The 24,946-nt window shown below is 42.6% G+C and carries 29 protein-coding genes and 1 pseudogene; 23 read left to right on the top strand and 7 right to left on the bottom strand.

All coding sequences use genetic code 11. The features are described 5' to 3' along the window. Positions 1 to 171: 171 nt before the first annotated feature. A complete protein-coding gene (locus B5G33_RS01895) occupies positions 172 to 1,797 on the bottom strand; it encodes a relaxase/mobilization nuclease domain-containing protein (protein ID WP_087416548.1) in 1,626 nt (541 codons plus the stop codon). After that, on the bottom strand, positions 1,769 to 2,209 hold the full coding sequence (locus tag B5G33_RS01890) for a plasmid mobilization protein (protein ID WP_087416547.1): 441 nt from the start codon (positions 2,207 to 2,209) through the stop codon (positions 1,769 to 1,771). Before B5G33_RS01890 ends, B5G33_RS01895 begins: the two co-directional genes overlap by 29 nt. A gap of 524 nt (positions 2,210 to 2,733) precedes the next feature. On the opposite strand from B5G33_RS01890, the gene B5G33_RS01885 reads away from it, so the two are divergent. From B5G33_RS01885 to B5G33_RS01810, 17 genes and pseudogenes are all read left to right on the top strand, one after another. Then, positions 2,734 to 2,874: a cysteine-rich KTR domain-containing protein gene (locus B5G33_RS01885; RefSeq protein WP_087416566.1), complete on the top strand. Its 141-nt coding sequence runs from the start codon at positions 2,734 to 2,736 to the stop codon at positions 2,872 to 2,874. A 127-nt stretch (positions 2,875 to 3,001) separates the two neighbouring features. Continuing rightward, complete coding sequence (locus tag B5G33_RS01880; protein WP_087416546.1) at positions 3,002 to 3,265, top strand: hypothetical protein; 264 nt, start codon at positions 3,002 to 3,004, stop codon at positions 3,263 to 3,265. Positions 3,266 to 3,396: 131 nt separating this feature from the next. After that, the gene (locus tag B5G33_RS01875; RefSeq protein WP_087416545.1) at positions 3,397 to 4,149 is read left to right on the top strand and encodes an ABC transporter ATP-binding protein; all 753 of its coding nucleotides are present in this window, start codon (positions 3,397 to 3,399) and stop codon (positions 4,147 to 4,149) included. Beyond that, on the top strand, positions 4,100 to 5,695 hold the full coding sequence (locus B5G33_RS01870) for a hypothetical protein (RefSeq protein WP_087416544.1): 1,596 nt from the start codon (positions 4,100 to 4,102) through the stop codon (positions 5,693 to 5,695). Before B5G33_RS01875 ends, B5G33_RS01870 begins: the two co-directional genes overlap by 50 nt. A 44-nt stretch (positions 5,696 to 5,739) precedes the next feature. After that, positions 5,740 to 5,946 (top strand): DUF1648 domain-containing protein, encoded by a 207-nt coding sequence (locus B5G33_RS01865; protein ID WP_087416543.1) that lies wholly within the window; start codon positions 5,740 to 5,742, stop codon positions 5,944 to 5,946. Positions 5,947 to 5,979: 33 nt separating this feature from the next. Continuing rightward, on the top strand, positions 5,980 to 6,279 hold the full coding sequence (locus B5G33_RS01860; protein WP_087416542.1) for an autorepressor SdpR family transcription factor: 300 nt from the start codon (positions 5,980 to 5,982) through the stop codon (positions 6,277 to 6,279). Further along, positions 6,266 to 6,880: an SdpI family protein gene (locus B5G33_RS01855; protein WP_087416541.1), complete on the top strand. Its 615-nt coding sequence runs from the start codon at positions 6,266 to 6,268 to the stop codon at positions 6,878 to 6,880. Before B5G33_RS01860 ends, B5G33_RS01855 begins: the two co-directional genes overlap by 14 nt. A 106-nt stretch (positions 6,881 to 6,986) precedes the next feature. After that, a complete protein-coding gene (locus B5G33_RS01850) occupies positions 6,987 to 7,385 on the top strand; it encodes a GntR family transcriptional regulator (RefSeq protein ID WP_087416540.1) in 399 nt (132 codons plus the stop codon). Continuing rightward, on the top strand, positions 7,385 to 7,795 hold the full coding sequence (locus tag B5G33_RS01845) for a winged helix-turn-helix domain-containing protein (RefSeq protein WP_087416539.1): 411 nt from the start codon (positions 7,385 to 7,387) through the stop codon (positions 7,793 to 7,795). Before B5G33_RS01850 ends, B5G33_RS01845 begins: the two co-directional genes overlap by 1 nt. Positions 7,796 to 7,869: 74 nt before the next feature. Beyond that, positions 7,870 to 8,553 (top strand): annotated as a pseudogene (locus tag B5G33_RS01840) (DNA topoisomerase); the annotation flags it as partial. 28 nt (positions 8,554 to 8,581) lie between these two features. Continuing rightward, a complete protein-coding gene (locus tag B5G33_RS01835; protein ID WP_242974399.1) occupies positions 8,582 to 8,875 on the top strand; it encodes an FtsX-like permease family protein in 294 nt (97 codons plus the stop codon). Between the two features lie 56 nt (positions 8,876 to 8,931). After that, positions 8,932 to 9,189, top strand: a complete 258-nt coding sequence (locus B5G33_RS21535; RefSeq protein WP_204247314.1) for a hypothetical protein — start codon at positions 8,932 to 8,934, stop codon at positions 9,187 to 9,189. Between the two features lie 78 nt (positions 9,190 to 9,267). Then, positions 9,268 to 9,462 carry a helix-turn-helix domain-containing protein gene (locus B5G33_RS01830; RefSeq protein ID WP_087416536.1) on the top strand — a complete coding sequence of 65 codons (195 nt, stop codon included), beginning with the start codon at positions 9,268 to 9,270 and terminating at the stop codon, positions 9,460 to 9,462. After that, positions 9,452 to 10,153, top strand: coding sequence for a response regulator transcription factor (locus B5G33_RS01825; protein ID WP_087416535.1), 702 nt, complete (start codon positions 9,452 to 9,454; stop codon positions 10,151 to 10,153). The genes B5G33_RS01830 and B5G33_RS01825 overlap by 11 nt, the downstream gene beginning before the upstream one ends. Next, the gene (locus tag B5G33_RS01820) at positions 10,150 to 11,379 is read left to right on the top strand and encodes a sensor histidine kinase (protein ID WP_087416534.1); all 1,230 of its coding nucleotides are present in this window, start codon (positions 10,150 to 10,152) and stop codon (positions 11,377 to 11,379) included. Before B5G33_RS01825 ends, B5G33_RS01820 begins: the two co-directional genes overlap by 4 nt. A 60-nt stretch (positions 11,380 to 11,439) precedes the next feature. Next, complete coding sequence (locus B5G33_RS01815; RefSeq protein WP_087416533.1) at positions 11,440 to 12,135, top strand: ABC transporter ATP-binding protein; 696 nt, start codon at positions 11,440 to 11,442, stop codon at positions 12,133 to 12,135. Next, on the top strand, positions 12,119 to 14,479 hold the full coding sequence (locus tag B5G33_RS01810; RefSeq protein WP_087416532.1) for an ABC transporter permease: 2,361 nt from the start codon (positions 12,119 to 12,121) through the stop codon (positions 14,477 to 14,479). The genes B5G33_RS01815 and B5G33_RS01810 overlap by 17 nt, the downstream gene beginning before the upstream one ends. 154 nt (positions 14,480 to 14,633) lie before the next feature. Here the strand turns inward: B5G33_RS01810 and B5G33_RS01805 are convergent, their stop codons facing one another. The 4 genes from B5G33_RS01805 to B5G33_RS01790 all read right to left on the bottom strand — a co-directional run bounded on the left by B5G33_RS01805 (position 14,634) and on the right by B5G33_RS01790 (position 19,638). Then, a complete protein-coding gene (locus B5G33_RS01805; protein WP_330396615.1) occupies positions 14,634 to 15,236 on the bottom strand; it encodes a response regulator transcription factor in 603 nt (200 codons plus the stop codon). After that, positions 15,214 to 16,779, bottom strand: a complete 1,566-nt coding sequence (locus tag B5G33_RS01800; protein WP_087416530.1) for a sensor histidine kinase — start codon at positions 16,777 to 16,779, stop codon at positions 15,214 to 15,216. The genes B5G33_RS01805 and B5G33_RS01800 overlap by 23 nt, the downstream gene beginning before the upstream one ends. 121 nt (positions 16,780 to 16,900) lie before the next feature. After that, positions 16,901 to 18,874, bottom strand: a complete 1,974-nt coding sequence (locus tag B5G33_RS01795; protein ID WP_087416529.1) for an ABC transporter permease — start codon at positions 18,872 to 18,874, stop codon at positions 16,901 to 16,903. A gap of 14 nt (positions 18,875 to 18,888) precedes the next feature. Then, positions 18,889 to 19,638 carry an ABC transporter ATP-binding protein gene (locus B5G33_RS01790; RefSeq protein WP_087416528.1) on the bottom strand — a complete coding sequence of 250 codons (750 nt, stop codon included), beginning with the start codon at positions 19,636 to 19,638 and terminating at the stop codon, positions 18,889 to 18,891. Between the two features lie 240 nt (positions 19,639 to 19,878). Between B5G33_RS01790 and B5G33_RS01785 the strand changes: the two genes are divergently transcribed. The 5 genes from B5G33_RS01785 to B5G33_RS01765 all read left to right on the top strand — a co-directional run bounded on the left by B5G33_RS01785 (position 19,879) and on the right by B5G33_RS01765 (position 23,255). Next, a complete protein-coding gene (locus B5G33_RS01785; protein WP_087416527.1) occupies positions 19,879 to 20,238 on the top strand; it encodes a response regulator in 360 nt (119 codons plus the stop codon). A 71-nt stretch (positions 20,239 to 20,309) separates the two neighbouring features. After that, the gene (locus tag B5G33_RS01780) at positions 20,310 to 21,233 is read left to right on the top strand and encodes an ABC transporter ATP-binding protein (RefSeq protein ID WP_087416526.1); all 924 of its coding nucleotides are present in this window, start codon (positions 20,310 to 20,312) and stop codon (positions 21,231 to 21,233) included. Next, complete coding sequence (locus B5G33_RS01775) at positions 21,217 to 21,990, top strand: ABC transporter permease (RefSeq protein ID WP_158229562.1); 774 nt, start codon at positions 21,217 to 21,219, stop codon at positions 21,988 to 21,990. Before B5G33_RS01780 ends, B5G33_RS01775 begins: the two co-directional genes overlap by 17 nt. A gap of 11 nt (positions 21,991 to 22,001) precedes the next feature. Then, positions 22,002 to 22,736, top strand: coding sequence for an ABC transporter permease (locus tag B5G33_RS01770; protein ID WP_204247313.1), 735 nt, complete (start codon positions 22,002 to 22,004; stop codon positions 22,734 to 22,736). A 186-nt stretch (positions 22,737 to 22,922) separates the two neighbouring features. Next, the gene (locus tag B5G33_RS01765; RefSeq protein ID WP_242974398.1) at positions 22,923 to 23,255 is read left to right on the top strand and encodes a winged helix-turn-helix domain-containing protein; all 333 of its coding nucleotides are present in this window, start codon (positions 22,923 to 22,925) and stop codon (positions 23,253 to 23,255) included. 298 nt (positions 23,256 to 23,553) lie between these two features. On the opposite strand, the gene B5G33_RS01760 is transcribed toward B5G33_RS01765, so the two are convergent. Then, on the bottom strand, positions 23,554 to 23,919 hold the full coding sequence (locus B5G33_RS01760; protein ID WP_087416522.1) for a helix-turn-helix domain-containing protein: 366 nt from the start codon (positions 23,917 to 23,919) through the stop codon (positions 23,554 to 23,556). Between the two features lie 608 nt (positions 23,920 to 24,527). Between B5G33_RS01760 and B5G33_RS01755 the strand changes: the two genes are divergently transcribed. Continuing rightward, the gene (locus B5G33_RS01755; RefSeq protein ID WP_087416521.1) at positions 24,528 to 24,938 is read left to right on the top strand and encodes an RNA polymerase sigma factor; all 411 of its coding nucleotides are present in this window, start codon (positions 24,528 to 24,530) and stop codon (positions 24,936 to 24,938) included. The last annotated feature ends 8 nt before the right edge of the window (positions 24,939 to 24,946 follow it).

Here is a 24,946-nt window from a genome sequence, read left to right as displayed (position 1 = left end):
TATAAACAGATAAGTAATTCGACAGCCAAAAAGCAGAAGTTCCGACAAGGCAATTATACATATCCGTTTCTTATCAAAGAAGAATTTTTCCCATAGACACAGAAAATTTTACGCCCTCGGAAGATGTTTTGCTCATGGGGGCAGGCATCTTCCTTTTTTTAGGACACAAGGTCAGGAACGTGCGTTATCTTTTTCCTGTTCATTCTGCCGGGAGCGGTCTTTCCCCAGGAAAGCTGCTAGGTTTGCCTGGACAGTATTCAACTCTTTTACATATTTCCGGAGATTCTGGTATGCGTCATACTGGCTGTTTTTCCGTGCAGTCAGTTTTTCCTTTTCTGCTTTCAGGAGCTTCATGGACGGCAGCTTTCCATCTTCCGAGTATCCTTTCAGTACCTTACGGGCAGTTTCATAAAGAGTGATTTCTGTCTGATGTTCCTGGCGGAACTTCTTCTTATTCCTGCTGTTAAGATACTGGCGGTATACAGATTTATTTGCCAGGTATTGTCCTGTATAATGGATCTGTTCATTCACCTGCCGCAATTTCTTTTCCGTAGAGCGGAGCGCTTTTCGCATATCGGCGGTCTGTGCCTGTGCTTCTGTAAATGCGTTTTTCAGATCATCTTCGGTGTCATATCCGTGCTCCTGGATATATGCGACAGTTTTTGCCATCTGCTGTAAATTGGACAATCGGACTTTCCGGGCATAAGCAGAACTGGCCTGCGCTTTAGCGCAGCTTTGCAGGTCAACCACAAGCCGGAGATCGGATTTGATAAAGACGAAAGCGGGTAGATCATTCTGATCCGCAAAGGCAGAGCGCTCGTCGGATATGGCTGCTCCAGGCGGCAGGTGCTGCAGGCGTCTGGCATTTTTCTCCCAAACTGACAGTAGATATTCCTTTTCATATCGTGTTCCCAGGCTTCGCCCTGTAATATATTTCCCACGCTCCGGATGGAGATAGCTGAATCGTCCACGGCTGACCTTGAGGGAAATATGGTATTTTTCAGTGAGCAGCTTCTGAAATTCTTCCAGACTGTGAGCGGAAGCGGCAGATTCTTCAATGGCGCTGCGGAGGAAATCTTTCTGTGTTTCAAATTTTGTTTTGCGTGGGGTGATGCCGCCGGCAGTCATTTCCCGGTTCAACTTGTCCATTTTTTTCTGCCCTCTGCGCCGTGCGTGATATTCCCGGTCAGTTATTTTCTTTTCCGCAGGAGAGAGCAGATCAACCTGGTGGAGCTGTTCCCGATGGCACAGATCCATCACATCCTGTTTCAGATAGGAGAGGTAATCATTCGTGAGATGATGTTTAAAACCGGCACGGGAATCGCAGGGACGTTCCATGAAGTCCCGGCGTTCCACATCAAGTTTCCGCAGGCTGTTAATTACAATATGTACATGGATGTTGCTGCTTCTGTTATGCCCGTCCGTATGAGTACAGACCAGAGCCTGATGACCGGGAAAATTTTTCCTGGCATACTCCAGGCCGAGCTGCTGCGCCCGCTCTCCGGTCAGCCCGCCTTCTTCCACATCTTTTGGATCAAAACTCAAAATGTAATGATGAGATTTGATTTCATCATAGGTCTGATTTTTACGGTACTGTGCGTTCAGTTCTTTACATTCCATATCAAAAGTAAAAGGATCACAGTTGATGCCGTCCAGGTAATATTCTTCACGGGGAATCAGCCTGCCATTCTCATCCAGGATCGGCTTCATGGTATCTTCATTATATTGAAACATCAGATAACGCTGTGCCTCCCCATAATCGGCATTTTTACTGGCGATATGCTTCAGGATTGCCATGGAAGGAGTCTCCTTTCTGACCAGAAGCATCTCCCGGAGAGAGGGAGAGGAAGTCTCCTGTCATTTTCAAAACTTCGTACTTCATCTCATAAATATCAGAAATCCCCTGGTTAATTCTTGTTCGCATTTCCTGTGAATGGATACCGCCGCTGTTAAAGTGGCGGGCAATCTGATTTAGGTTACTTCCGATCTTGCCAAACTCTGCGATCAGCTTTTTAAGTTCCGGCAGATCTGCCACAATCTCATATTTGATTTTCACCTGTTTCCCTGTGACTTGTTTCCGGATATACTCTGCGAGGGGAAGGCTTGCGGATTCTGCAAGGGATAAAAGGCGTTCATACTCTGTGTCCGTGAAACGGAGCATGACGGGGTGGGTGCGCCTCAGTTCCTTTTGTTTTCTCGGTCTAGCCATAAAATTCCTTTCTGCTAAAACTTGTATTCATACTATAAGCCGATTTAAAGAGCATAAAGAGAACGAAATGAATATTTTTAAAATGATTTTTTTTCGTGATGGGAACCGATCACGCTGCGACTGTCTTTCACAGGAGCCGTAATAACACATTAAATAAATGCGCTGGAACCGAGGGTATGGGGAGCGGAATCCCCATCAAGTTTGCCGGGTAAGCAAAAGCCAAGAAGTGGGTTTTGAGTTACGCAGGCGAAACTTGCTCTGAAAAAGTGTCCCCATCATAAAGCTGATTAGCGGAAGTTTATGGGAGGATTTATTTAATAAAACTTTTTGTGGCAGAAATAAAATGCCGTATAACTAAATTTAGAAAGTGCTAACAATGCTGTTGTGGATGCGAAAAGCGGAGGCATTGCTCGTAATTCCAGTAACAGTCTTTCTATTTAGGGAGACAGCGGCATTGTCTTTAATGGATGTACCGTACAGTATACGGTAATGCCAGCTTACAGAAGGTTACTTAAACTTTATGGATTTTATGTCCAGTCTGTGGCTGTAAAATCCGGTTAAAAATCCGGGAAGATACGGTTCTTGAAAATTTCCCACTATACTGTCTGAAATGCAAACATGAAACGCTGATAGCAGTACGTCAACTGAATATGTTCGTTATCTGATCATTGGCGAGGGCGAGAGCCTGACGCTGGATAAAGGGGAAAGCCAAAGAACGCCTGCTGTGCGGCACAGAAGATTCCTTATCTTGGCGTATTTCTGAACCGGCGTGGGAAAAAGCTGATCTTAAAGGTGGAACGCTGCCCGACTTGCGGCAGTATCTACCTGCCCTGTAAGGTCTATCAGAAACAGTGGGCGCAGCTAAAAGGCTATCATTTTATCCGCACCAAAACAGGGAAACCGACAGCGGAAATGTTGATCCTTAACCGTCCGCACACTGACCCGACCGCACCGGTACAGGAAAGCCGGTACACGCCGCCGGAATACAAGACACCGGCTTATCTGATCCGGGCGTTGAAATATCCCTGTCAGGGCGGGATGTGTTCTGGAAAATAGTATCTTCTCAATGACCAATAGAAAAGGAATTAGTTTGCCTATGGTTTCTATTGACATTTCGCAGGGAAAAGTATATATTATAATTAACCAATTAACCAAAAGGTTAAAAGCTGTGAAAGGTGGTGGTTCCAGTGTTAGAAGTGTCCGGCTTGTCTTTTCATTATCAACCTCATGTTCCTGTGCTGACCGATCTTACTTTTTCTGTATTAGATGGAGAAATCGTTGGTCTGTTAGGAAAGAACGGGGTTGGGAAAACTACAACCTTAAAGCTGATATTAGGATTGTTACCGATTGAAAAAGGTTCTATCTGCCTTAGCAATTACTCACTGAATCTACATCCCATGCAATACAAGAAACAAATTAACTATGTCTCTGACAACCATGACATATACAACAATCTTACGGGAAAAGAATATTTGAATTTCATAGCCGATATGTACGAAGTACCTTCTGAAACAAGAGATAAAATTTATACTCCGCTGATAAAAGCGTTTCAGGTTGAAAAATATCTGAACAGCCCTATTAAAAAATTATCTCATGGAACAAAGCAGAAAATTGCTATTATAGCTTCGTTGGTTAATGATCCCCTGCTTTGGGTATTAGATGAACCGATGACTGGACTGGATGTAGAAGCTGTTCAGGTATTAAAGGAATTGATTAAATCCAGAACGGCTTATGGGAAATCTGTTCTGTTCTCATCTCACATATTGGAAATTTGTGAAAATTTGTGTGATAAAATTGTTATTATGCAAGCTGGAACAATTAAGAAAACAATCGAGCTTCGAGATAACCCTTCCGATACTTCTTTGGAGGATATTTATATGGAGGTGGTTAATGATGTACCGATGGACAAAGATTTTTCAATTAAGCAAAACAATAAGTAAGATCAATTTCAGCTTTTTGAACTTCCGGTATAAATTGAAAGAACGCCCCGATACTTACTTTATCGTGCTGACTTGCTTTATTTTAAGTATTGTAGGTGTGTTCTATTATTACTATTTTCAAATGCTTGGCCAACTTTATGCTGGACTATCCGAGCTTGGGTTGGAGGCTTTGTTTTTACGGCTTGTACTGTTTGCGGTAGCGATGATACTCTCGGTAGTGAGCGCCTTCCTACTGATAAATATTTTTTGCTTTTCAAAGGATATAGAACGCTTGCAATTATTTCCATTAAGGCCCTGCGACATTTTCACCGGTAAGTACATTACAGTGATCTTGTTTTGCTACGGAATTGAAATTTTACTGCTGTTTCCCATGTGTATAATTCAAATGCAATACATGAGAGAATTTTCTGTGATCATCACATATATCTCTGCGGCAGCGATACTCCCTCATATTGTTGTGTTCCCTCTGGCGGTTCTTGTCACACTTTGCTTGAAAATTGCCATGCTTCTTAAACGTATGAGAACAATTCTGGTAGTCACAGGAATAGCGGTGTATTTCGCAGGCGGTGTAATCAGAGTTCTATTATCAAACGGGCAAATCGGCGTAGAACAAGACTTGCTGAACTGGGATAATGATTTTATTGTACCATTCCCGTTCTATAATCAGTATGTCAGCTTTCATCCCGGATTAAAGCTGTTCTGCATTATACTTGTGGCTGTATTCATTGCCGGATATTACTATTTGAGTAATTTTGTGATTGGAAAGAATTATGCCATTTATGATAAAGAGGGGCGGACTCGCTTAAAGGCAGTGAAATACAATTCATCGTCAAAGCTGAGAAGCTATCTTAAGAAAGAGTATCAAACTTTTTTCCGTAATCCGGCGTATGTTATAAATGGATTGTTTGGAATTTTTATTACACCATTTTTATTGCCTCTGTCTTTTCGGATCAGCGCAACCGCAGAGAGCATAGAACAAATAAGAGCCTTAGTATCAGCACCGGAATTTTCCTTTTATGCAGTATTGTTTGCGCTTGCGGTAATTGTACTTACGTCCGCAATCAATGTAGTGGCTTCAAGCAGTTTTTCCAGAGAGGGGGCAAGTTTTTGGATAACGAAAATCATTCCTTATTCATTAAAGTGGCAGGCGTTTGTGAAAGCCCTATTTTCTACAAGTATCTCAATTATGGGAATTATCATAAATTGCTTAATATTCAAGGTTTATTTTAATTATGGTTTTATACAGATAGGAATAATCGCTTTCGTTGGCATATTATTTGCAACGTTATGGAACTTGATCGGAGTATTTATAGACATGAAACGTCCAAAATTAGACTGGACGAATGAAACAGAAGCGATCAAACAAAATGTTAATGTGGTTTTGTCCATTTTACTTTGTATCGCAATTTCAATAGGGTATTTCTTTGCGGTAGCAAAAATGCTTCAGAAAGGATTCGCTGCCGGAGGCATTATAACCTTTCTATCATGCAGTGTAAGTGTTCTAATTTTACTTATGTGTATAGGAATTACATCTAATCAAGAGTAATTACCTTTCAAAATATGTTAGACAATTAAAAGGAGGAAGAAACTATGAGTAAAAAGAATTTGATCCCCGCGGTGTTATTGATTGGAACCTTTGTCATATTGTTTGTGGCAACATTTTTCCTTCCAGACAAGATACCGTTTCATTTCGATGTAAATGGTGAAGCTGGCTGGTATGCGAGTAAGTATTTTATCCTGCTGCTTACACCTGTTCCGTATTTGATCTATCATCAATTTACACACAAGAAAAAATGAATACAGTATTATGTAGAAAGGAGCTTAGTTTAGATGACCACTGTATTCAAAGCACTATCTGATGATACCAGACGACAAATCCTGAAGTTACTTGCAAACGGTGATATGACAGCAAAAGAAATTTCTGAAAATTTTACCATTTCAAAGCCTGCCATATCAAAACATCTTGATATTTTGAAAGAAGCAAGATTAGTGACAAGTGAACGAACAGGAATGTCCGTTACTTATTCTCTTAATGCTTCGGTATTGCAAACAACTTTAGGCGCTTTTTTGGAGTTTTTTGATACAAACAAAGCGACAGGAAAAGAGGGAAACGAAAATGAAACTATATAAAAATCTAAATATGATATTCTTGATTATATTCATCATAGGGACGGCTCTGTGTTTTAATTATCTCCCCGGTGAAATCCCTTTGTTTATGCAAAGTCCTCCCCGTTGGGTTTTTATTGGAATTTGTTTTGCTATTCTACTTTTATTAGCCATTGTAGCCTTTTTCCCTCACAAAATCTCCAAAAGTGACAATGAAGTAAGAAATGATATTACTCTAACTGCGATTAACTTCTTGGGGCTTGGGATATTTCTTTTCTATTTTGTCACGATAGCTAAATATTGCGGGTTAAAGATGAATTACATGAGAGGCATTGTGCTTATCGTGGGAGGCTTAATGGTATTAGTCGGAAATTTGTTACCACAAATGCCTTACCGCAGCCGTATCGGGTTTAAATTGCCTTGGATTTTAAAAGACAAACTATGCTGGCAAAAAACACATAGATTTGCTGGATATACAGCCATTCCATTTGGTATCATTCAATGCTTACTTGTTTTGTTTGTTCCCGATAATAACATAATCTTTATGTTTGGTGTTGGCTTTTGGATTATAATTGTGTGTGTTTATTCATTATTTTGTGTAAATACCAACCGTAAGCACAAATAATAGCTCTATCAAAATCGTGAAAAAATAATCATTGATATTTGTTAGCCGGAAAATACAGATATCAACTAATTGTAACTATTCAAAAATTATTAACCGGATCGAAAAAATGAATAATAATTCGTATGCTAAACAATACAAATACCAGAGAATTGCAGAGGATATTAAAATAGACATATTCTCAAACCGCATGAAAGGCAATACGCCATTACCTAGTATCAGAGAGTATGCTAAGAAATATTGTGTCAATCCAAATACGATTAGTAATGCACTTAATCTTTTGAAGAATGAAAATATTATATATACTTACCGGACTAAAGGGTATTTTGTAGTGGAAAATATTGAGGACAGAAGATATGCACTAGCACAAAAAGAAATATGTAATTTAATAAATATCTTATACAAAATCGGAATTGACAAACAATCGTTATTAAATATTTTATTAAAACCCCCGCAGATTATTGAACCCGTAAAGACTATAAAGGCAGGTGATAACATGGGAAAGTAATGGTCTTGACCTTTAAAGAAAATGAGGAAAGAGTTTTCCGGAAAATATTATCCATTCTGTCTGATGAACCGGAAATCAGACCCGTGCAACCACAGGCAGCACCGGTCATTTCCTTTCCCGGCCTCACAATCTATCCCTATCAGCGACAGGTGTTCCGAGGAGAGACAGAAATACCGCTGACCCATCTGGAATTTAGCGTCCTACTTTATCTGGCGCAACAGCCCGGACGGGTGTTCAGCCAGCAGCAGATTTTTGAGGCGGTCTGGAATGAGGACAGCGACACATGCCGCCATGCGGTTGTCAGTATCATCCACCAGCTCCGCAAGAAGATAGAGCCTGATCCGGCGCAGCCGGTTTATATCCAGACCATGATCCATACCGGCTATAAGTTCGTCATACCAAAGGAATAGACAATCAAATACACACATTTACCTAGAGCAATCGAATCCCCGGTTGCTCTTTTCTTATGCAAAAAAAGGAGGAAATTATTATGCAATTAGTCATTGCGGAAAAGCCAAGTGTGGCTATGAGTATCGCGTCTGTGCTGGGCGCAACCGACAAGAAAGACGGATATACCGAGGGCAACGGGTATCTGGTGAGCTGGTGTGTCGGACATCTGGTAGAGCTGGCGGACGCGGCACACTATGGAGACTACCAGAAATGGCGTTATGAGGATTTGCCTATCCTGCCGGAGCATTGGCAGTATATTGTTACGCCGGATAAGCAGAAACAGTTTCAAATTCTGAAAGACCTTATGCACCGCTCTGATATTTCCGAGATCATCTGTGCCACGGACGCAGGCCGGGAGGGGGAACTGATCTTCCGGTTTGTCTATGACATGGCCGGATGTGAAAAGCCCTTCCTGCGCCTGTGGATTTCCAGTATGGAGGAAAGTGCTATCCGCAAAGGATTTGAGACTTTAATGGACGGCCATGCTTATGACAGCCTGTATCATTCTGCCTTGTGCCGGGCAAAAGCGGACTGGCTGATCGGGATCAACGCCACCCGCCTTTTTTCTGTCCTGTACCGGCATACTTTGAATGTTGGCCGTGTCCAGACCCCGACCCTGTTCATGCTGGTACAAAGGGATGAGGCCATCCGCTCTTTCCAGAAAGAAAAATACTATTTGGTACGGATCGGCTGTGATGGAATTGAGGCGGTCAGCGAACCCTTCCGACAGGAATAGGAGGCGAAGGTTGCTTAATGCCATTGGCATGAGTGGAAAGCAAATGAAAAAAATGCTGATCTGGGAAAGCGCAACATATATCGGTGGCGCAATAGTTTTAACTGTGACGATGGGTAATTTGTTAGGATGGCTAATTTGTCAGGCTGAAATAGTAAAAAATCAGTGGGCTTTCATTTATCACTTCACATTGGTACCAGTAATCGTGTGTTTGCCGTTATTGATTTTAGTGGCGATTGCTATTCCACTGACATTCTACAAAAGCATCTGCAAGAAAAGCATTGTAGAACGACTTCGAGTTGAGTAAGTACAGAAATCCTGTCGGCTAACAGTAAAAAACTGTCGTTCAGTAATCCTTATCCTATGCCAAATCGAAAAAAGCCGAGAGGTTCATTACGAAAGTCTCTCGGCTTTTTTGCGCTCTATCGCCAACTCCACCTAAAAAATATCTCAAAGGCTTTGCGGGAAGAATATGCCGAAGTGCTGGAGGCCAAAAGAAAAGCCTATGCGGAATATAAGCAGGTACGGGAAGAAATGCGGGAACTGCAGAATGTGAAGGCCAATATTGACTATCTGCTGAGGCCATCTGCGGAAAGAGCGCAGGAAAAGCACCCCAGATGATTTTTGGGCATACTTTTATTCTCCATAGCTTGTATTCTTCGAGAAAGCGAAGTATAATAAATGCTGGAGGTATGTGCTATGGATTATATGACTTTAAGGGAAGCTGGCGAAAAATGGGGGATCTCTCCCCGGCAGATCAATAGCTATTGTTCTGATGGCCGTATTCCTGGAGCCGAAAAAATGGGACGGGTTTGGTTAATCCCGAAAGATGCAAAAAAGCCGATTGATGGCAGAACCAAACTTGGAAAGGAGCGCAAAGGGAATGGCGAATAATATTCTGCTGTTAGAAGATGACATGAGTTTGATAGATGGACTGCAATATTCTCTGAAAAAGAACGGGTATGCTGTTGAGGTTGCCCGTACTGTATCAGAGGCAAAAAGATTGCTGCAGAACATCGACCAATATGATTTGCTGATTTTAGATGTTACCCTGCCGGATGGCACAGGTTTTGAAATATGCGAGATGGTCCGCAATAGGAACGAACAAATTCCAATCATTTTTCTTACTGCTTCCGATGAAGAAGTAAATGTCATTCGAGGCTTGGATTCTGGTGGGGATGACTATATTACGAAGCCTTTCAAACTTGGAGAATTGTGTTCCCGTATTCGAGCCTTACTGCGCCGCGCCGGAATTTCTAAGAGAGAAAAAAGATCGGAGATTGAATGTGGCGATATTTCCATAGATTTTTTGAGCAATCGAGTTCTGCTGAATGGGCAGCTACTTGATCTAACCAATGTGGAATACCGTCTGCTCTGCCTTTTGGTGCGGAACGCAAATCAAATTGTCACCAGAGAAATGATCCTGAATGAGCTGTGGGATGATAACGGTAACTTCGTGGATGATAATACCTTATCTGTATATATACGGCGGCTCCGTGAGAAGGTTGAAACAGACCCTTCCCATCCCAAACATTTAATGACTGCTCGCGGGTTTGGGTATCAATGGAAAGAGGTGTCTGTATGAGTTTCCTTCAAGACAAGCAGATACGCAGATATATCATTTTTTTGGCGATCTTTGCGCTTGTGACTTTATGTGCGGGCGGTCTGTTTTTCATAGATCAGAGTGATGCTGTCAGAAGCAGCTATATTGCACATGATGAAGCTATTGCTTCTTCGCTTTTGGAACAAGGCGTTCCGAAAGACGTAATCGCCAATGCCCTGACAAGTACCGAAACAAGTCAAGGCGGAATCGAATTGCTTACGGAATTGGGAATTGAAAGCCAAGCAGCAGCTAATTCTCTGCCTTATCTTTCTCAATTTCAAAGGGACACGCTGATAACGGTATTGATTGGTTTGGCTGTTTTGCTTACTTTTCTTTTTGCCGGAACGCTTATTTTCTTCCTGAGAAGGAAAAACCTATATCAGCAGGCCGGGAAAGTAATAGAGAACTATATCAATGGTGATTTTTCCTTTCACCTTCCACAAAACAGCGAGGGAGCAATTTTTTATATTTTTGCTTCTGTTGAGCAGCTTGCCACAATGCTTCAAGCCAAAAGTGATACAGACCATAAAGCAAAGGAATTTTTGAAAAGTACGATTTCTGATATATCCCATCAGCTAAAAACGCCATTGGCCGCCATTACAATGTATCAGGAAATTATTGCGGATGAACCGGAAAACCCGGAAACCGTAAAAGAGTTTTCAGAGAAAATCGGGGTATCACTAAAGCGAATGGAAGAATTGATCCAATCCATGCTGAAAATCACCCGTCTGGACACAGGGAATATTGTCTTTGAAAAAAGGAATTGCCCTGTGACAGAATTGATCTCCCGTTCCATCAGTGAATTAACAGACCGGGCCATAACGGAGAATAAGCAAATCATCCTGAAAGGTAATTCAGAGCAGACAGTTTTTTGTGATCTGGAATGGACGAGTGAAGCCATTGGAAACATTGTGAAAAACGCTTTAGACCATACAAAGCCGGGAGATACGATTCAAATTTCATGGGAATGTACACCGGCGATACTTCGTATTTTTATTGCTGACAGTGGCAGTGGGATTGCACCAGAAGATATACACCATATTTTCAAACGCTTCTATCGGAGTAAACATTCCCTTGAAACACCGGGGATTGGTTTGGGGCTTCCGTTGGCTAAGTCGATTATCACCGGTCAAAACGGCCTGCTTTCCGTTCAAAGTGAATTGAACGAAGGCACAACATTCACAGTTTCCTTTCTTACTGAATCGTAAGATTAAATTCACCTGATTGTAAGCTGGCTTTGTTATCCTTTAGGAAAGGAGGCTGATGATATGGAAATCTTGAAAGTACAAAATTTATGTAAGACCTATGGTAAGGGCGAAGCAAAAGTTGACGCTTTAAAAAATGTTTCATTTTCTCTGGAAAAGGGAGAATTTGCTGCCGTTGTTGGTGAATCCGGTTCTGGAAAAAGCACCTTGCTGAATTGTATTGGTGCTTTAGACCTTCCTACTTCCGGCACAGTATTGATGGATGGGCAAAATCTTTTTTCTATGAAGGAGGAAGAACGCACCATTTTCAGACGGCGGAATATCGGATTCATTTTTCAATCCTTCCAGCTTGTTTCCGAGCTGAATGTGGAGCAGAATATCATGTTTCCGCTGCTTCTGGATTATCGCAAACCTGATCCGGCGGCCGTTAAGGAAATCCTGGAGCTGCTTGGTCTAACAAAGCGCCGCCACCATCTGCCAAACCAGCTTTCAGGCGGGCAGCAGCAAAGGGTTGCGATTGGCCGCGCTTTGATTACAAAGCCAAAGCTGATCTTGGCGGATGAACCCACCGGAAATTTGGACAGTAAAAACAGCCAGGATGTGATTGATCTGCTCACACAGGCTTCCAGACGCTTTCAGCAGACAATCTTAATGATTACCCATAATAAAAATCTGACCGCTTCGGTGGATCGGGTGTTCCGGGTAACAGATGGCGTGCTTACAGATTTAGGAGGGAATACGGATGAAGCATTATCTTGACCTTGTTCCTATTTCAGCAAAAGTCCATCGCAAGCAAAGCCGGATGTCCATTTTCTGTATCGTGCTGGCGGTGTTTCTGGTGACGACCATTTTTGGCATGGCAGATATGTTTGTCCGCAGCCAGATCATGAAAACGCAGGCGGAAACGGGAAATTGGCATATTGCACTACGCAATATTTCGGATGAAGATGCGGCAGTTATCGCTGCGCGCTCTGATATAGAGGCGGTTGTTGCTTATGATGTCTTAAATTTTCGCGGCGATCAGGGATATACCCTGAATGGAACAGAAACACTTATTTGCGGAAGTGATGAAGGGCTGTTCACAAAAATTCTCTCTGACATAATCGCAGAGGGCAATTTCCCGCAGAACGATAACGAGGCTATGGTATCGGTAAATGCAAAAGAAATGCTTGGCTTGTCGATTGAAGATCAGATTGCCGTCAACCTGCCTGACGGAAACGAACTTGCATTTACCATATCCGGTTTTGTTGAGAATACTGCAAATCTTATGAGCAGTGATTCTTATGGCGTGTTTATCACAACAGAAAAGTACCGTACGATCACTTCCACTGCTGCGGATGGTGAGCCATCTGAAAATAATACATTTTTTTATGTCCAGTTTTCTAATACAGGGAATATCCAAAATAGGATATCTGAATTGAAATCTCAATTTGGATTAAGTGATGAACAGGTTTCAGAAAACACAAAACTTCTCGGATTGCTTGGACAGAGCAGTGATTCCTTTATGGTGCAGGTCTATATTTCTGCTGCCGTTCTGTTTGTACTGGTTTTGTTTGCAGGCACTATGATGATCGCAAGCAGCCTGAACAGCAATGTTGCCCAGCGGACAGAGTTTTTCGGATTGATGCGCTGTATCGGGGCAACACCCAAACAGGTTATGCGGTTGGTACGGAAAGAAGCTCTCAGTTGGTGCCGTTTCGCAATTTCTGTGGGCGTTTTAAGCGGTATGGTCGTCATATGGATCTTATGCTTCATCCTTCGGCTCCTTAGCCCTGAATTTTTCGGAGAGATGCCTGCATTTAGTATCAGTGTGCCAAGTATTGTGGCGGGAATTATTGTAGGATTGCTGACGGTGCTTTTGGCCGCCCGGTCTCCCGCAAAGAAAGCCTCAAAGGTTTCCCCGCTGGCGGCAGTTTCCGGCAATGCGAATGACTTGCAGCCGATTCGGAAAGCGGCAAATACAAAGCGCCTCAAAGTGGATACCGCTCTCGGTATTCACCACGCAAAGGCAAGCCGCAAGAATTTTGTGCTGACGGTGTGTTCTTTTGCCTTGAGCATTGTCCTTTTCCTGGCTTTTTCTGTAACGATCACATTTATGAACCATACCCTGACCCCGTTGTATCCGTGGGCGCCGGATCTATCTATTGTAAGCTCGGACAATTCCTGCTCCGTTGACAGGGCATTTATCGACGAGCTGAAAGAAAATCCTGCTGTGGATGCGGTTTATGGCCGGATGTTTGCGTATGATGTGCCTGTTACGGTGAATGGGGCAGAAAGGACCGCCATCTTAGTTTCGTATGAGCAGCAGCAATTTGAATGGGCTTCTGACTATTTGCAATCCGGCTCATTGGAAACGGTACAAAGTGAATTGAATACCGGGCTGACCGTATATGATACACAAAACAGTATGCAGGTTGGCGACACGGTTACAATGCAAATTGGCGGCCAGCCTGTGGAAATACAAATTACAGGGCTTCTCTCAACCAGCCCGTTCAATAATACCGGCGATTCCGGCATTATCATTGTTTCCGAAGATACCTTCCGTCAGATCACCGGGGAAGAAAACTATACCATCATTGATATGCAGTTATCCTCTGACGCGACAGATGAAGATGTGAATGCGATTCATCGCACCTACGGAGCCGGATTTGATTTCGTAGACAAACGGATGGATAATAGCAGCACATTAGGCGTTTATTACTGTGTATGGCTGTTCCTCTATGGTTTCTTGGCGCTGATTGCGTTAATTACCGTATTCAATGTGATCAACAGCATTGCGTTGAGTGTTTCAGCCAGAACAAAGCAGTACGGCGCTTTCCGGGCGATTGGGTTAAGTACCCGCCAGCTTTCCAGAATGGTAATTGCCGAAGCATCCACCTATGCGATAACCGGCTGTGTGGTTGGTACTGTGCTGGGATTGATCTGCAATAGAGTCCTCTTTGCCCTGCTGATAAATTCTAAGTGGGGAGATCCCTGGGCTATTCCCTGGGTGGAACTTGGAATTATCGTATTGATTATGGTACTTTCTGTGGTTTTGGCTGTTCGCGGGCCGATCAAAAAGATGCAGAAGATGTCCATTGTAGATACAATCAGCGCACAGTAATAGCTTTTCAACAGTATATATAAGTGGGACTGCCACATCAATGGGAAATCATAGATGCGGCAGTCCCTTTCTTTATCTTTGGAAGGCGATGACGGCTAAGGCATAAGCAAACTTCGGACTATTTTGACCAGAAGATTATCTCATTGCGTCGTCCTTAAAGTGGTGGAATATACCCTAATTGAATAGCTTTTGTGATAGCTTCTACTGCTGAAGAAACCCCTAATTTTTCAAATATGTGCTGCAAATGATTGGATACCGTTCTCTCACTCATAAAAAGCTGTTCGGCAATTTCTTTCCTTTTAGTTCCTCCGGCCAGCAGAAGCAGAACTTGCTTTTCGGTCTCTGTTAGTTCCTCTATATAGGTTCCATCTTTTTCAAAGTAGGTGGAGCCATTATTTATTGCTTCCAGAATATGCAGCAGTTCTTCGGGTTCAATATCTTTGTTGATAAAACCTTTTGCCCCCAGCTTTTCAGCTTCTTTTCTGTAAACGGGCAGATCATATCCTGACAAAATTACAATTTTTTGGTCGGGATATTTTTGTAAAAGGTTCTGTGCCAGGAGCAGGCCATCTTCCTCGGACAGTTTTCCAAGATTGATGTCCATTAGGAGAATATCCGGCTTGTCCCTTCCAATCTTTGCCTCTATTTCATCAACGGATTTGATATTTGAAAACTGTTCAATGGATGGGAAGTCTGATAATACAATCGCCAAACTTTGAGCAAAAAGCGCATGGTCATCGACCAACAAAACTCGCATAGGATTCATCTCCTTTCATGGGAATAAAGATGCTGACATTGGTTCCTCCATTTGGATTTTCTTTGATCGTCATTTTGCCATTCAAAAAGGATACCTGCTCCTGAATCGAGGCAAGTCCGTGATGAATGGAGTGATCTTCGGGAGGGGTTGAAAATCCGGCTCCGTTGTCTGACACTTGCAGGATAATCATGTCATTTTCCTGTTGCAGCCTCACATCAATTCTTGCAGCATGGGAATGTTTGAGGGCGTTTACAGCCAACTCTCTCGCAAACCGACAGATCAGCATTGTGTACGGTTCCACTAAAAAAATATCGTCTTTACAATCCAGGGCAATCAAGGTATCACTATCATTGGTAATAGAGTCCAGGACGCTTTGAAGGTTCTCTTTGAATGTCAAGTTCTTTAATAATTTTGGATGGTATGCCTGCATCTGGGACCGTATGGAAGATGTGAGTTTTCGCAGCGTATCTTCCAATAGCTGCTGAATTTCGAGCTGCCCAGCCTTACGCACCAGATTCTTCATGGAAAGAAGATCCTGTAAAATATCATCGTGCAGGTAATTGGTAAACTCTTTTCGCAGTGCTTCTTCATGTTTAAGCTGCGCTATTGTGTATTCATAAAATGAAGGAACGGCTTCGGAGGTGTTATTCTCTGATCTGCTCGCTTTCCAAAATAACAGCAGGCGATAGAGCAGTCCACAAAAAACGAGCAAGTAAAGCAGCGTAATCGCGGTTAAAATGGGCAAACCAAACAACCATACAATTAGTACGAAGCTGGCAATGCAGAATAAAAGAAAAATAGCAGTTGTGGGCCAGCTTAATGAAAAAAATGGCTTTTGCTGATGATCCGTCCGAAAAATGATACTGTGGATACTGACAAATGTAAGCATGACGATGAGGTATAGTCCCATCTGCTCAACATAGTTTTCTTTCCGAGAAAAAGCTATCACATAGCAGATAAATGGAAGCAGGACAAAGATTGCTGAAAATAGCAGTTGCTTTCTTTGACTTCTTAAAACAAACCATACTCTTTTTCGATGAATTACAGATATAGCAATGCACCAGGCAAAGGAAACCAGAAATTGAATGTTGTAGAGAATGTAAAAAGATTCTCTGTCAATAAAAAAACTGAGGGTTGCTGTAAAGCAGAGGATGGCTGTCCCGGACAGGAATATCCTTCTTCCCTTGTAATTGGCTCCTTGAAAAAGAAACGCCTGCACAAAGTTCATCAGTTGATACAAACAAATCGGAAGAATAACAACGGATGCCGTATCTGCAAGGGAATAGGAACCAAATAGCGACAATCCAAAATGCCATCCAAATAGTATCAGGAGAATTGCAAATTGTGATAAGACAGGATTCCCTTTTACGTTTTTACCGGATATATAGTATCCGTCCCAAAACAGAAATGTCAGAAGTACAATATGAACGATATTTTCTGCTGGTATTGTAGCTCCGATAGTATTCATTACGCATAGAAATGCGATAAGCAATAGCTGATTGAGTATCATTAAGCCTTGCAGTACCATATATTTTCGTTTCAAAGAAGCACCTCCTATCCTAATATATTTTACTTCATTTGCACCATATCCGCAAGGAAGTGAAAGGTCCTGACAACCGCAGGCAGCCGGTACCCATACTGGATGCCGGCTGCCTGCAGCACTATTAGTTTATCGCTGCCTTATAGCAAGAGTGTTTTGTTACCTGATAATAGATAAAGTAAACGATGGAGAAAATTCCAATGGCCAGGGCTATGGGCAGGATAACCTCACTTGCCCGTCCCAGCACATCGTCCATCAATGCCGATTTGTAACATATAATGGCAAAAATGCTGTGCAGCATACCTATCATATAAGGGATCACAAAATAAATCTGAATCTGCCGCCGGACACAGCGTTTTATCATATTCCTATTATATCCCATGCGCTGAAGGATGTTGTAATCATCCCGATCATAGGTGACGGCAGACAGGTTTTGAAAATAGAGGATGCTGCCGGTAGCAATCAGGAAGATAATGGTGGCAAATGCGATCAGCAGATAGGTAGAGCTGTTCTGTTGGATGATTTCAGTCTGCCGTTGCCATGCGCTTGCAAGATAGATGTTCTCAGGCATAGCGTCTTTCAAAATCGTATAGGCAGCCCCATCGGTACGGGTCGTTCCACCATTGATGCTGACAACCGTGATCTGTTCAGGCTGTCCGTTTGCTATGGTTTGATAAAGCTGGTCGGAGACAAGAAGCGTAGCAACACTATTTGCAAACCCAATCGGATTATCCAAGGTGGTCTGAACAACCGTTACATCTGTTGTAGCTCCATCACCAATGTTCAGATGATAAACAGCACCGACATCAGAGTTTTCAGGGTCAGGCCGGTATTTCACCAAAACACATTCGTCATCACTAAGCTCAGAAATCGAACTTTCTTTTCCCTGGCTGCTCAGTAAAGTATTGTAGTCGGTCAGACTCATGCACTCAAATCCGGGTGTTCGCACTTCTTCGCCGCTAATGCTGTATTCATCGGGAAGGTGATCTGATGTGGCCGTGATTTTTAGCAAGTCAGTTTCTTGTACCTGATATTCCTGGCTATTTAATTCTTCGGCTAATGCTGCCTGCGCTTGCTTGCTTTGCTGTTCGTCCTCAACCCGGTATTCGATTGCAGACGGAATAATCCGTTCCACAGCTCTGTAAGGATACCAAACCGAAAGCGTGGTTGCCCCAAAAACGGAAAGTGTTCCGGCAACCAGCAAAATCAAAAGGATCAGTGACTTTGCATTGGATCGGATACGGTGCATAAATTTGGGAACAACAACAATCGTATTTTCCCGGTACAGAATACGGTGGCGATTTTTGACACACTGGCATACAAAGGGGACAAAGGAATAAACGGATAATACTGTGCCAACTACTACCAGTACCAGAGTCAGCAATGCAATAGGCGAAAAGCCAATCGTTGTCCAAACAGATTGAGTACCACGAACCATGTCCAGTGCCAGGGCATACCCACCGAGCAGAAAAACAATTCCGATGATGGAGAAAACGATATTCGGGCGGACAGGCTTTTCCACCTTTTTTTCCAAGCGCACCAGATCCAAAAGGGTTGATTTTAGGAGCAATACTGCATTGGAAAGTGTAAGGGTGAGCAGCACAGCAAGGATAAACAGGAAGATTGAGCCGACAGCCTGGGGATTGATAAACGGAATGGCCCCCATATCAATCGTTAAATCAAGCAAAGCAACAATTCCCGCAGTTACGCCGATGTGCAACAGGCTTCCAGCTAAAATGCCGACAATCGTACCGCCAAGGCAGACGAAAATATTTTCTATGGTCAGCAGGCAGAGCATATCCCCTTTACGGTATCCAAGCAGAGCATAAATGCCTAATTCTTTCATTCGGCGGCGCATGAAGAAATTGTTTGAGTAGAACATGTAGAACACAACAAACACCATGATAAATACAGCGACTACGCTGCACATCATTTCTACACGGCCATCCGATGAGATCTTTTCCATGATAATCTCATTCATGGAAAAAGAAGTGAAGCAAAAGTAAACCATCAAAACGAAAGAAACGGACATAAGATACAGGGAATAAAAAGAAAAGTTCCGTTTCAGATTTTTTAATGCTATTGTCGTTAAATTCATACGCTCACCCCCAGTTACCGCTTTTCGTCCTGGCGGGCAGATTCCTGCATGATAGCCTCATAGAAGTGCCGCCGTTCAGCATCGTGGCGTTGCAGTTCAGAGATGATATGTCCATCTTTGAAGTAAAGGATGCGGTCTGTATAGCTGGCAGCATAGGGATCGTGCGTAACCATGAGAATTGTGGTTCCCAAGGTGTGGTTGACTTCTGTTAATGCAGTAAGCAGTTCGGTGGCGGAGCTGGAATCCAGTGCGCCGGTAGGTTCGTCAGCAAAGATCAGCGGAGGCCGTTTCACCATTGCGCGAGCTGCCGCCACACGCTGCCGTTGGCCGCCGGACAATTCGCTGGGATATTTTTTTAGCTGGGAGTCAATTCCAAACAGTTCAGCCAGCTCCTTAACTTTCCTGTCGATTTCCTGCGCTGGCTTGTGAAGCAAAGTCAACGGGACGGCAATATTTTCGCGTACTGTCAGACTATCTAAAAGATAATATTCCTGGAAGATAAAGCCCAGATTGTTTTTGCGAAAATCCGCAGCCTGTCCCTGTCCCAGCTTTTCAATATGGGTTTTACCCATGATAATATGGCCGCTGGTCGGAATGTCGATTGTAGATAAAACATTCAGAAGGGTTGTTTTTCCAGAACCGGAAGCACCCATGATGCCTAAGAATTCGCCCTGCTTAACTTCAAAAGATACATGATCGAGGCCGGGCTTGGGTTGGTTCTTATAAATTTTGGTTACATCCATAACTTGTAATAGTGTACTCATATACATTCGCTCCTTTCATAGTTCCTCTTTAAGTATAAAGAACTCGAAAGAATAAGGCATGAGTAATTCACGCAGTTATTGTTTGCGTGAATTACTCATGCCTTCTCCTTTGCAAAGCGATAAAATAGAACTCAACTATATCAAGAGTTCCTTACTAAACTGTAAGCTAAAATTCACCTGAATGTAAGCTGGTTCCTGTAAAATTGCAAATAGATAGTTGTCGGTAAGGAGGAAACAAGGGTGAGAAAAATACTTGTTGTAGATGATAATTTAGATTACCTGGAATTGTTGGCCTCTGTTCTGGGAAAGTATTTTGAGGTTTACGAGGCAACAGGGGTAAAAGACGCCCTGCGGGTGTTGGGCGACAAAGAAAAAGAAATTGAGGCGATCTGCTCTGATTACAACATGAGGGATGGCACAGGATTAGATTTGCTTGAAAAAGTCCGTCAAGAGGGCATAACCATTCCATTTCTGCTTATGTCCGGTGATGACGACCATGTACTTAAACAAAAGGCAAGGCTTTATGGCGGAGATTTTTGCAGTAAAACGGATTGTGATTTTATCGAAAGAATAAAGGCATTAGTCAAATCAGAAACATAATTTTGTTTTACCTGGTCGGTCTATGGCTTATCAGGAAATTTGTTCAATAAAATTAGAAGTGAGGTAATCACATGAGTGATTTTGTAATTGAAACAAGGGGATTGACAAAGGTATATGGAGAACAAACGGCTGTCAATTCTGTTAATCTCCATGTTAGAGCAGGCCGTATATACGGGCTGCTTGGCCGCAATGGAGCAGGAAAAACCACGATAATGAAGATGATCCTGGGACTCGCGCCGATTACTTCCGGCGAAGTGGATGTGTTCGGCCAAAACATCAAGGGCCGAGAGAAACAAATTTATCCCCGCATTGGCGCAATCATTGAAAATCCCGGTTTTTATCCCAATCTGACCGGTACAGAGAACCTTAAAATTTTCGCTGAAATGCGCGGGATCTACCACCATAATGCGGTAAAAAGCGCCTTAGAGGTTGTAGGGCTTCCTTATCGGGACAAAAAGCTATTCAGCAAATATTCTCTTGGTATGAAACAGCGCCTTGGCATAGCCAACGCAATCCTGCATGATCCGGAATTGCTGATATTGGACGAGCCAACCAATGGGCTTGATCCCATTGGTATTGCCGAAGTACGCAATTTCATCAAGGATTTAAGTGTCGAGCGCGGTAAGACCATTTTAATTTCCAGCCATATCCTTTCTGAAATTTCTCTGCTGGCAGACGACATCGGAATCATCGACCACGGTGTATTGCTGGAAGAAAGCAGCATGGAAGAACTGGAAAAGAAAAACCGCAAGTATATCCTGCTCCAAGTGTCTGATGCGTCAAAGGCCTCTCTGCTTTTAGAGCATGAATTTCATGTGAAGGATTATGCCATGCAGGATGAACATACTTTGCGGCTTTATGACACTGCCCTTGATGTGGCGGCAATAAATAAATTTTTGGTAATGCAGGATGTGGCGGTTATCGGCTCCCAGCTTTGCCATGACACCCTGGAGGATTATTTCAAGGAGATCACAGGGGGTGTTGGGATTGCTTAAAATGCTCAAGATAGAATTTTCTAAGATGCGGCGGCGTCCGTTTATCCTGATTGCTACTTTGGCTGCGGTGATTTTGCCTGCGCCTATCTCCCTCTTGGCGGCAAGAACCGGGCAAGGGTACGATTTTTTATATAAGTCTGTTATCAACTTGGGACAGCTTATGCTTCTGATCCCTGTCCTCTGTATTGTGGCGGCAATGCTGTTTTTTGAAGAACGCGATAACAACACATTGAAATCATTGAAGATCGTTCCTGTTTCGATGAATATGCTGGCTTCTTCAAAACTGATCGTGCTATTAGTTGTTTCTGTTCTCTATTCAATTTTGGCGTTCGTATCAACGGTAGTATTTTCGTTGATCGGTCACATGACGGTGGAGCAGTTTGCAATTAAATTATTGTTCTGTATTGCTGCGGGAATTATGGTATGGGTTGCCTCCCTTCCTTGCATTGCCCTTATTGTCGTATTCAATAGGAATTACATTTTCTCTGTATTATGTTCTTTCTTGTATGCGGTTATGGGATTCATCATTACTAATGCAACCATTCGGACGGCTGCTCCCAATGTTTTTATGATATTACCTGTAAACGTAATTAACAGATGGCTCCTTCCTTTTTTTCAAAATTTAGATACGGCAAGCTACCCATTTGATATAGGGCCAAGCTCGGTAAGCACAATCTTCTGTGTGATATATCTCCTGATATATACGGTGGCATTTGGTTGGATCATCTGTAATCGCTTTAGAAAATGGGATAATTAGCGGTGAATGGTATGCGTTTGATAAAAGATGAATTTATAAAATTAAAGCGGTGTAACATCCTTTGGGTAGGGATCATAACGCTGTTGTGTTCGCCTCTGCTGTCCGTATTGCAGCAGGAATCCTTAAACGCCCCTATTACTGATTATGGGTATGCCAATTTGGTAAACGGGGTAATTTGGAACAATATGGGCTTTTTCCTTCCTGTTACACTGATGCTGCTGGGCGGTTACATGATAAACCGGGAATACACGGACGATACGCTGAAAGAAATATTTACGATCCCCATTTCTTACAAGAAATTGATGCTGGGGAAAATCGGCGCTTTGCTTATATTATCTATTCTTTACAGTTGTTATAGCTTTCTTCTGGCGACAGGAATAAGTGCGATTTTTTATCCCGGTGGTTTGAACGGTATGGCAGTAATAAAGGCACTCATTCAAATCTGCGGGATGGGACTTTGTATCTGTATTTCCATACTGCCGTTTGTTTGTTGGTGCGGGGCTGCTAAAAACCGTTTTTGGGTAGGGACAGTTCTTGTATTTGTGTATGGATTCTTAGGAATCCCATTGGCTGGACACGGATTTCAGGATTATTACCCTATAAGCGCAGGATTGTCGATTATTCAATATTCAGGAGATACAGGAAGTACAACAACCGACTTCCGGCCAGAAATTGTGGGTATTGTGTTATTGTCCACACTATTTCTATCATTGCTAATTTTGATTATCCAAAATAAAAGCAAATAATCCTAAAAATAGAATATTGGGGATAATTAAAAGATTCAAAATATGCTCTTATTTTAAATGCAATCAGCATACCACAAATTGAAAGGGAGGTGTTTACATGGGAAAGTAATGATTTTAACTTTCAAGGATGACGAGGATCAGGTTTTGAATAAAGTATTGACCTTGTTATCTGGTGAACCAAAGTTTATGACTGTTCAACATGATACTGCTCCAGTGTTCACCTTCCCCGGCCTCACAATCCACCCTTATCAGCGTCAGGTGTTCCGGGGAGAAACGGAAATACCACTGACCCATCTGGAATTTAGCGTCCTTCTTTATCTGGCGCAGCAGCCCGGACGGGTGTTCAGCCAGCAGCAGATTTTTGAAGCTGTCTGGAATGAGGACAGTGAAACATGTCAACATTCTGTTGTCAGTATCATTCACCAGCTCCGCAAGAAGGTAGAGCCTGATCCGGCGCAGCCGGTTTATATCCAGACCGTGATTCATACCGGATATAAGTTTGTCGTACCAAAGGAATAAAACACGGGAACCCGCTGACCTTCACCGGCTGCCGGGCTCCTTTTTCTTCCCGCTCGACTTATTCTGTCGAGATTTGACGACTATTCTGACTGCGCTCCTATCGCAGACAAACTTCCCCATGATTTGACAACGATATAATTTCCTTAGATTCCATAAGTAGGAACCCGTTCTGATTGAACGGCAGCTTTGCAGTCCATTTGAACGAATGACAAATTTAGCCGCCGTTTCTTTTTAAGGATAGAATAATATAAAATGAGTAAAACCAGCAGGGCATAAAAACTTATTAACCCTACTGGTTTTATTCAGAATCTTTGTTTTTTGGATTGCTCTGGAGAGCCAGGAGCTGCTCAGCCAGATAGTTCAGTGTGTTTAAAAGAATCTGGCGGCTCTGAGGACTGCAGGACTGGAACTTTCCGATGAAGCGCTGAATCTTCTCGTCTGTATCAGAAATTTCCGGCTCGAACAGAGTATTGGCGGAGATTCCCAGACGTTTGATGAGTGGATACAGAATTTCATAGGAAGGGTTCATTTGTCCTTTTTCAATCATCTGGACTGTTTTGATGGCCACATTGGATTGATCGGCCAGTTCCTGTTGCGTCAGACCGCAAGAAATTCTGGCATTCCGTATGCAGTTGCCCAGATATAGTAACCTGTCTTTAGGCATAATTATTCACCTCACATATATTCTATCTTGCCGATTAAGGTTTTTGCATAACCTTATCGTGCATATTTGATAGGCAATATTATGCCGATATATAAATGAATTTATAGCCTTGGTGAAAAGCCAATTAAAAAAAACGGCTTTTCACAGCAGGGCTTATTTGCGTTTCCCATCTGTGTTCTGCCGTCAGGAGAAACATGGATGGTTTTGTTTTGAAGAAAAGAAAAAGGGTTGGTCTAGGTGATCAGTTAAAAAAATTTTATCTGCAGATGGGCTACCGTACACTCTTCAAAGAGTATTATCATACCTATTTCACTGGTATAAAATTCCATATGGCATAAAGCTAAAAAGCAGCGTCAGGAAGCTCAAAAAACTCCCTGGCGTTATTTTTTGTCGAATTTTGTGGAACTTTCTCCACAAACCTCGAAATCGAGGGCCACCGATCATCAGAGGAAGATTCTGATGAAAGGTTTTGGAGAAGTTGGAGAAAAGTTTTTTAAAAAAATTTTCCGCTTTTTCGATTTTTTGTCAGTTTCCCTCCTGTCCTCGCTGTGAAAGGGAGGATCAGGCGTCTTTTACTACGGCTTTAAGCAGAAGGGAGGTGATCCCTTTTGAAATTGAACCGTCAGGAAAAAGAAATCGTGCGGAGAAAATTTTGTGCTTACTGCATTAAAGTTCTGCATGGTGAGGCACTGAATTATCTTGATGAATTGGAGCGGCAGAGAAAACGGGAAGTGAATTTTTCAGAACTTCTGCAGAAAGACCTAGACGCTCTGTATTGCTGTGATGATTATGATATAGCAGATTATTTCACCGTTATGGGCAGGCAGGTTCCAGTCCGTAATGAATGGATATACAAAGCACTGAAAAAACTTCCCATAAAAAAACGGGAAATTATTCTGATGCTTTATTTCCTGGATATGACGGAGAAAGAAATCGCTGCCTGCCTGAAATTGGTGCAGAGTACCGTGCATTATCACAAAGATGATTCTTTAAGACTTATGAGAAAATTGATGGAGTGAATCTACAT

The sequence above is a fragment of the Blautia sp. An81 genome, from assembly GCF_002161285.1.
Lineage (GTDB): Bacteria > Bacillota > Clostridia > Lachnospirales > Lachnospiraceae > Blautia > Blautia ornithocaccae.
Note: the sequence above shows the minus strand (reverse complement) of the source record. Positions and strands in the feature narration are given on the sequence as shown.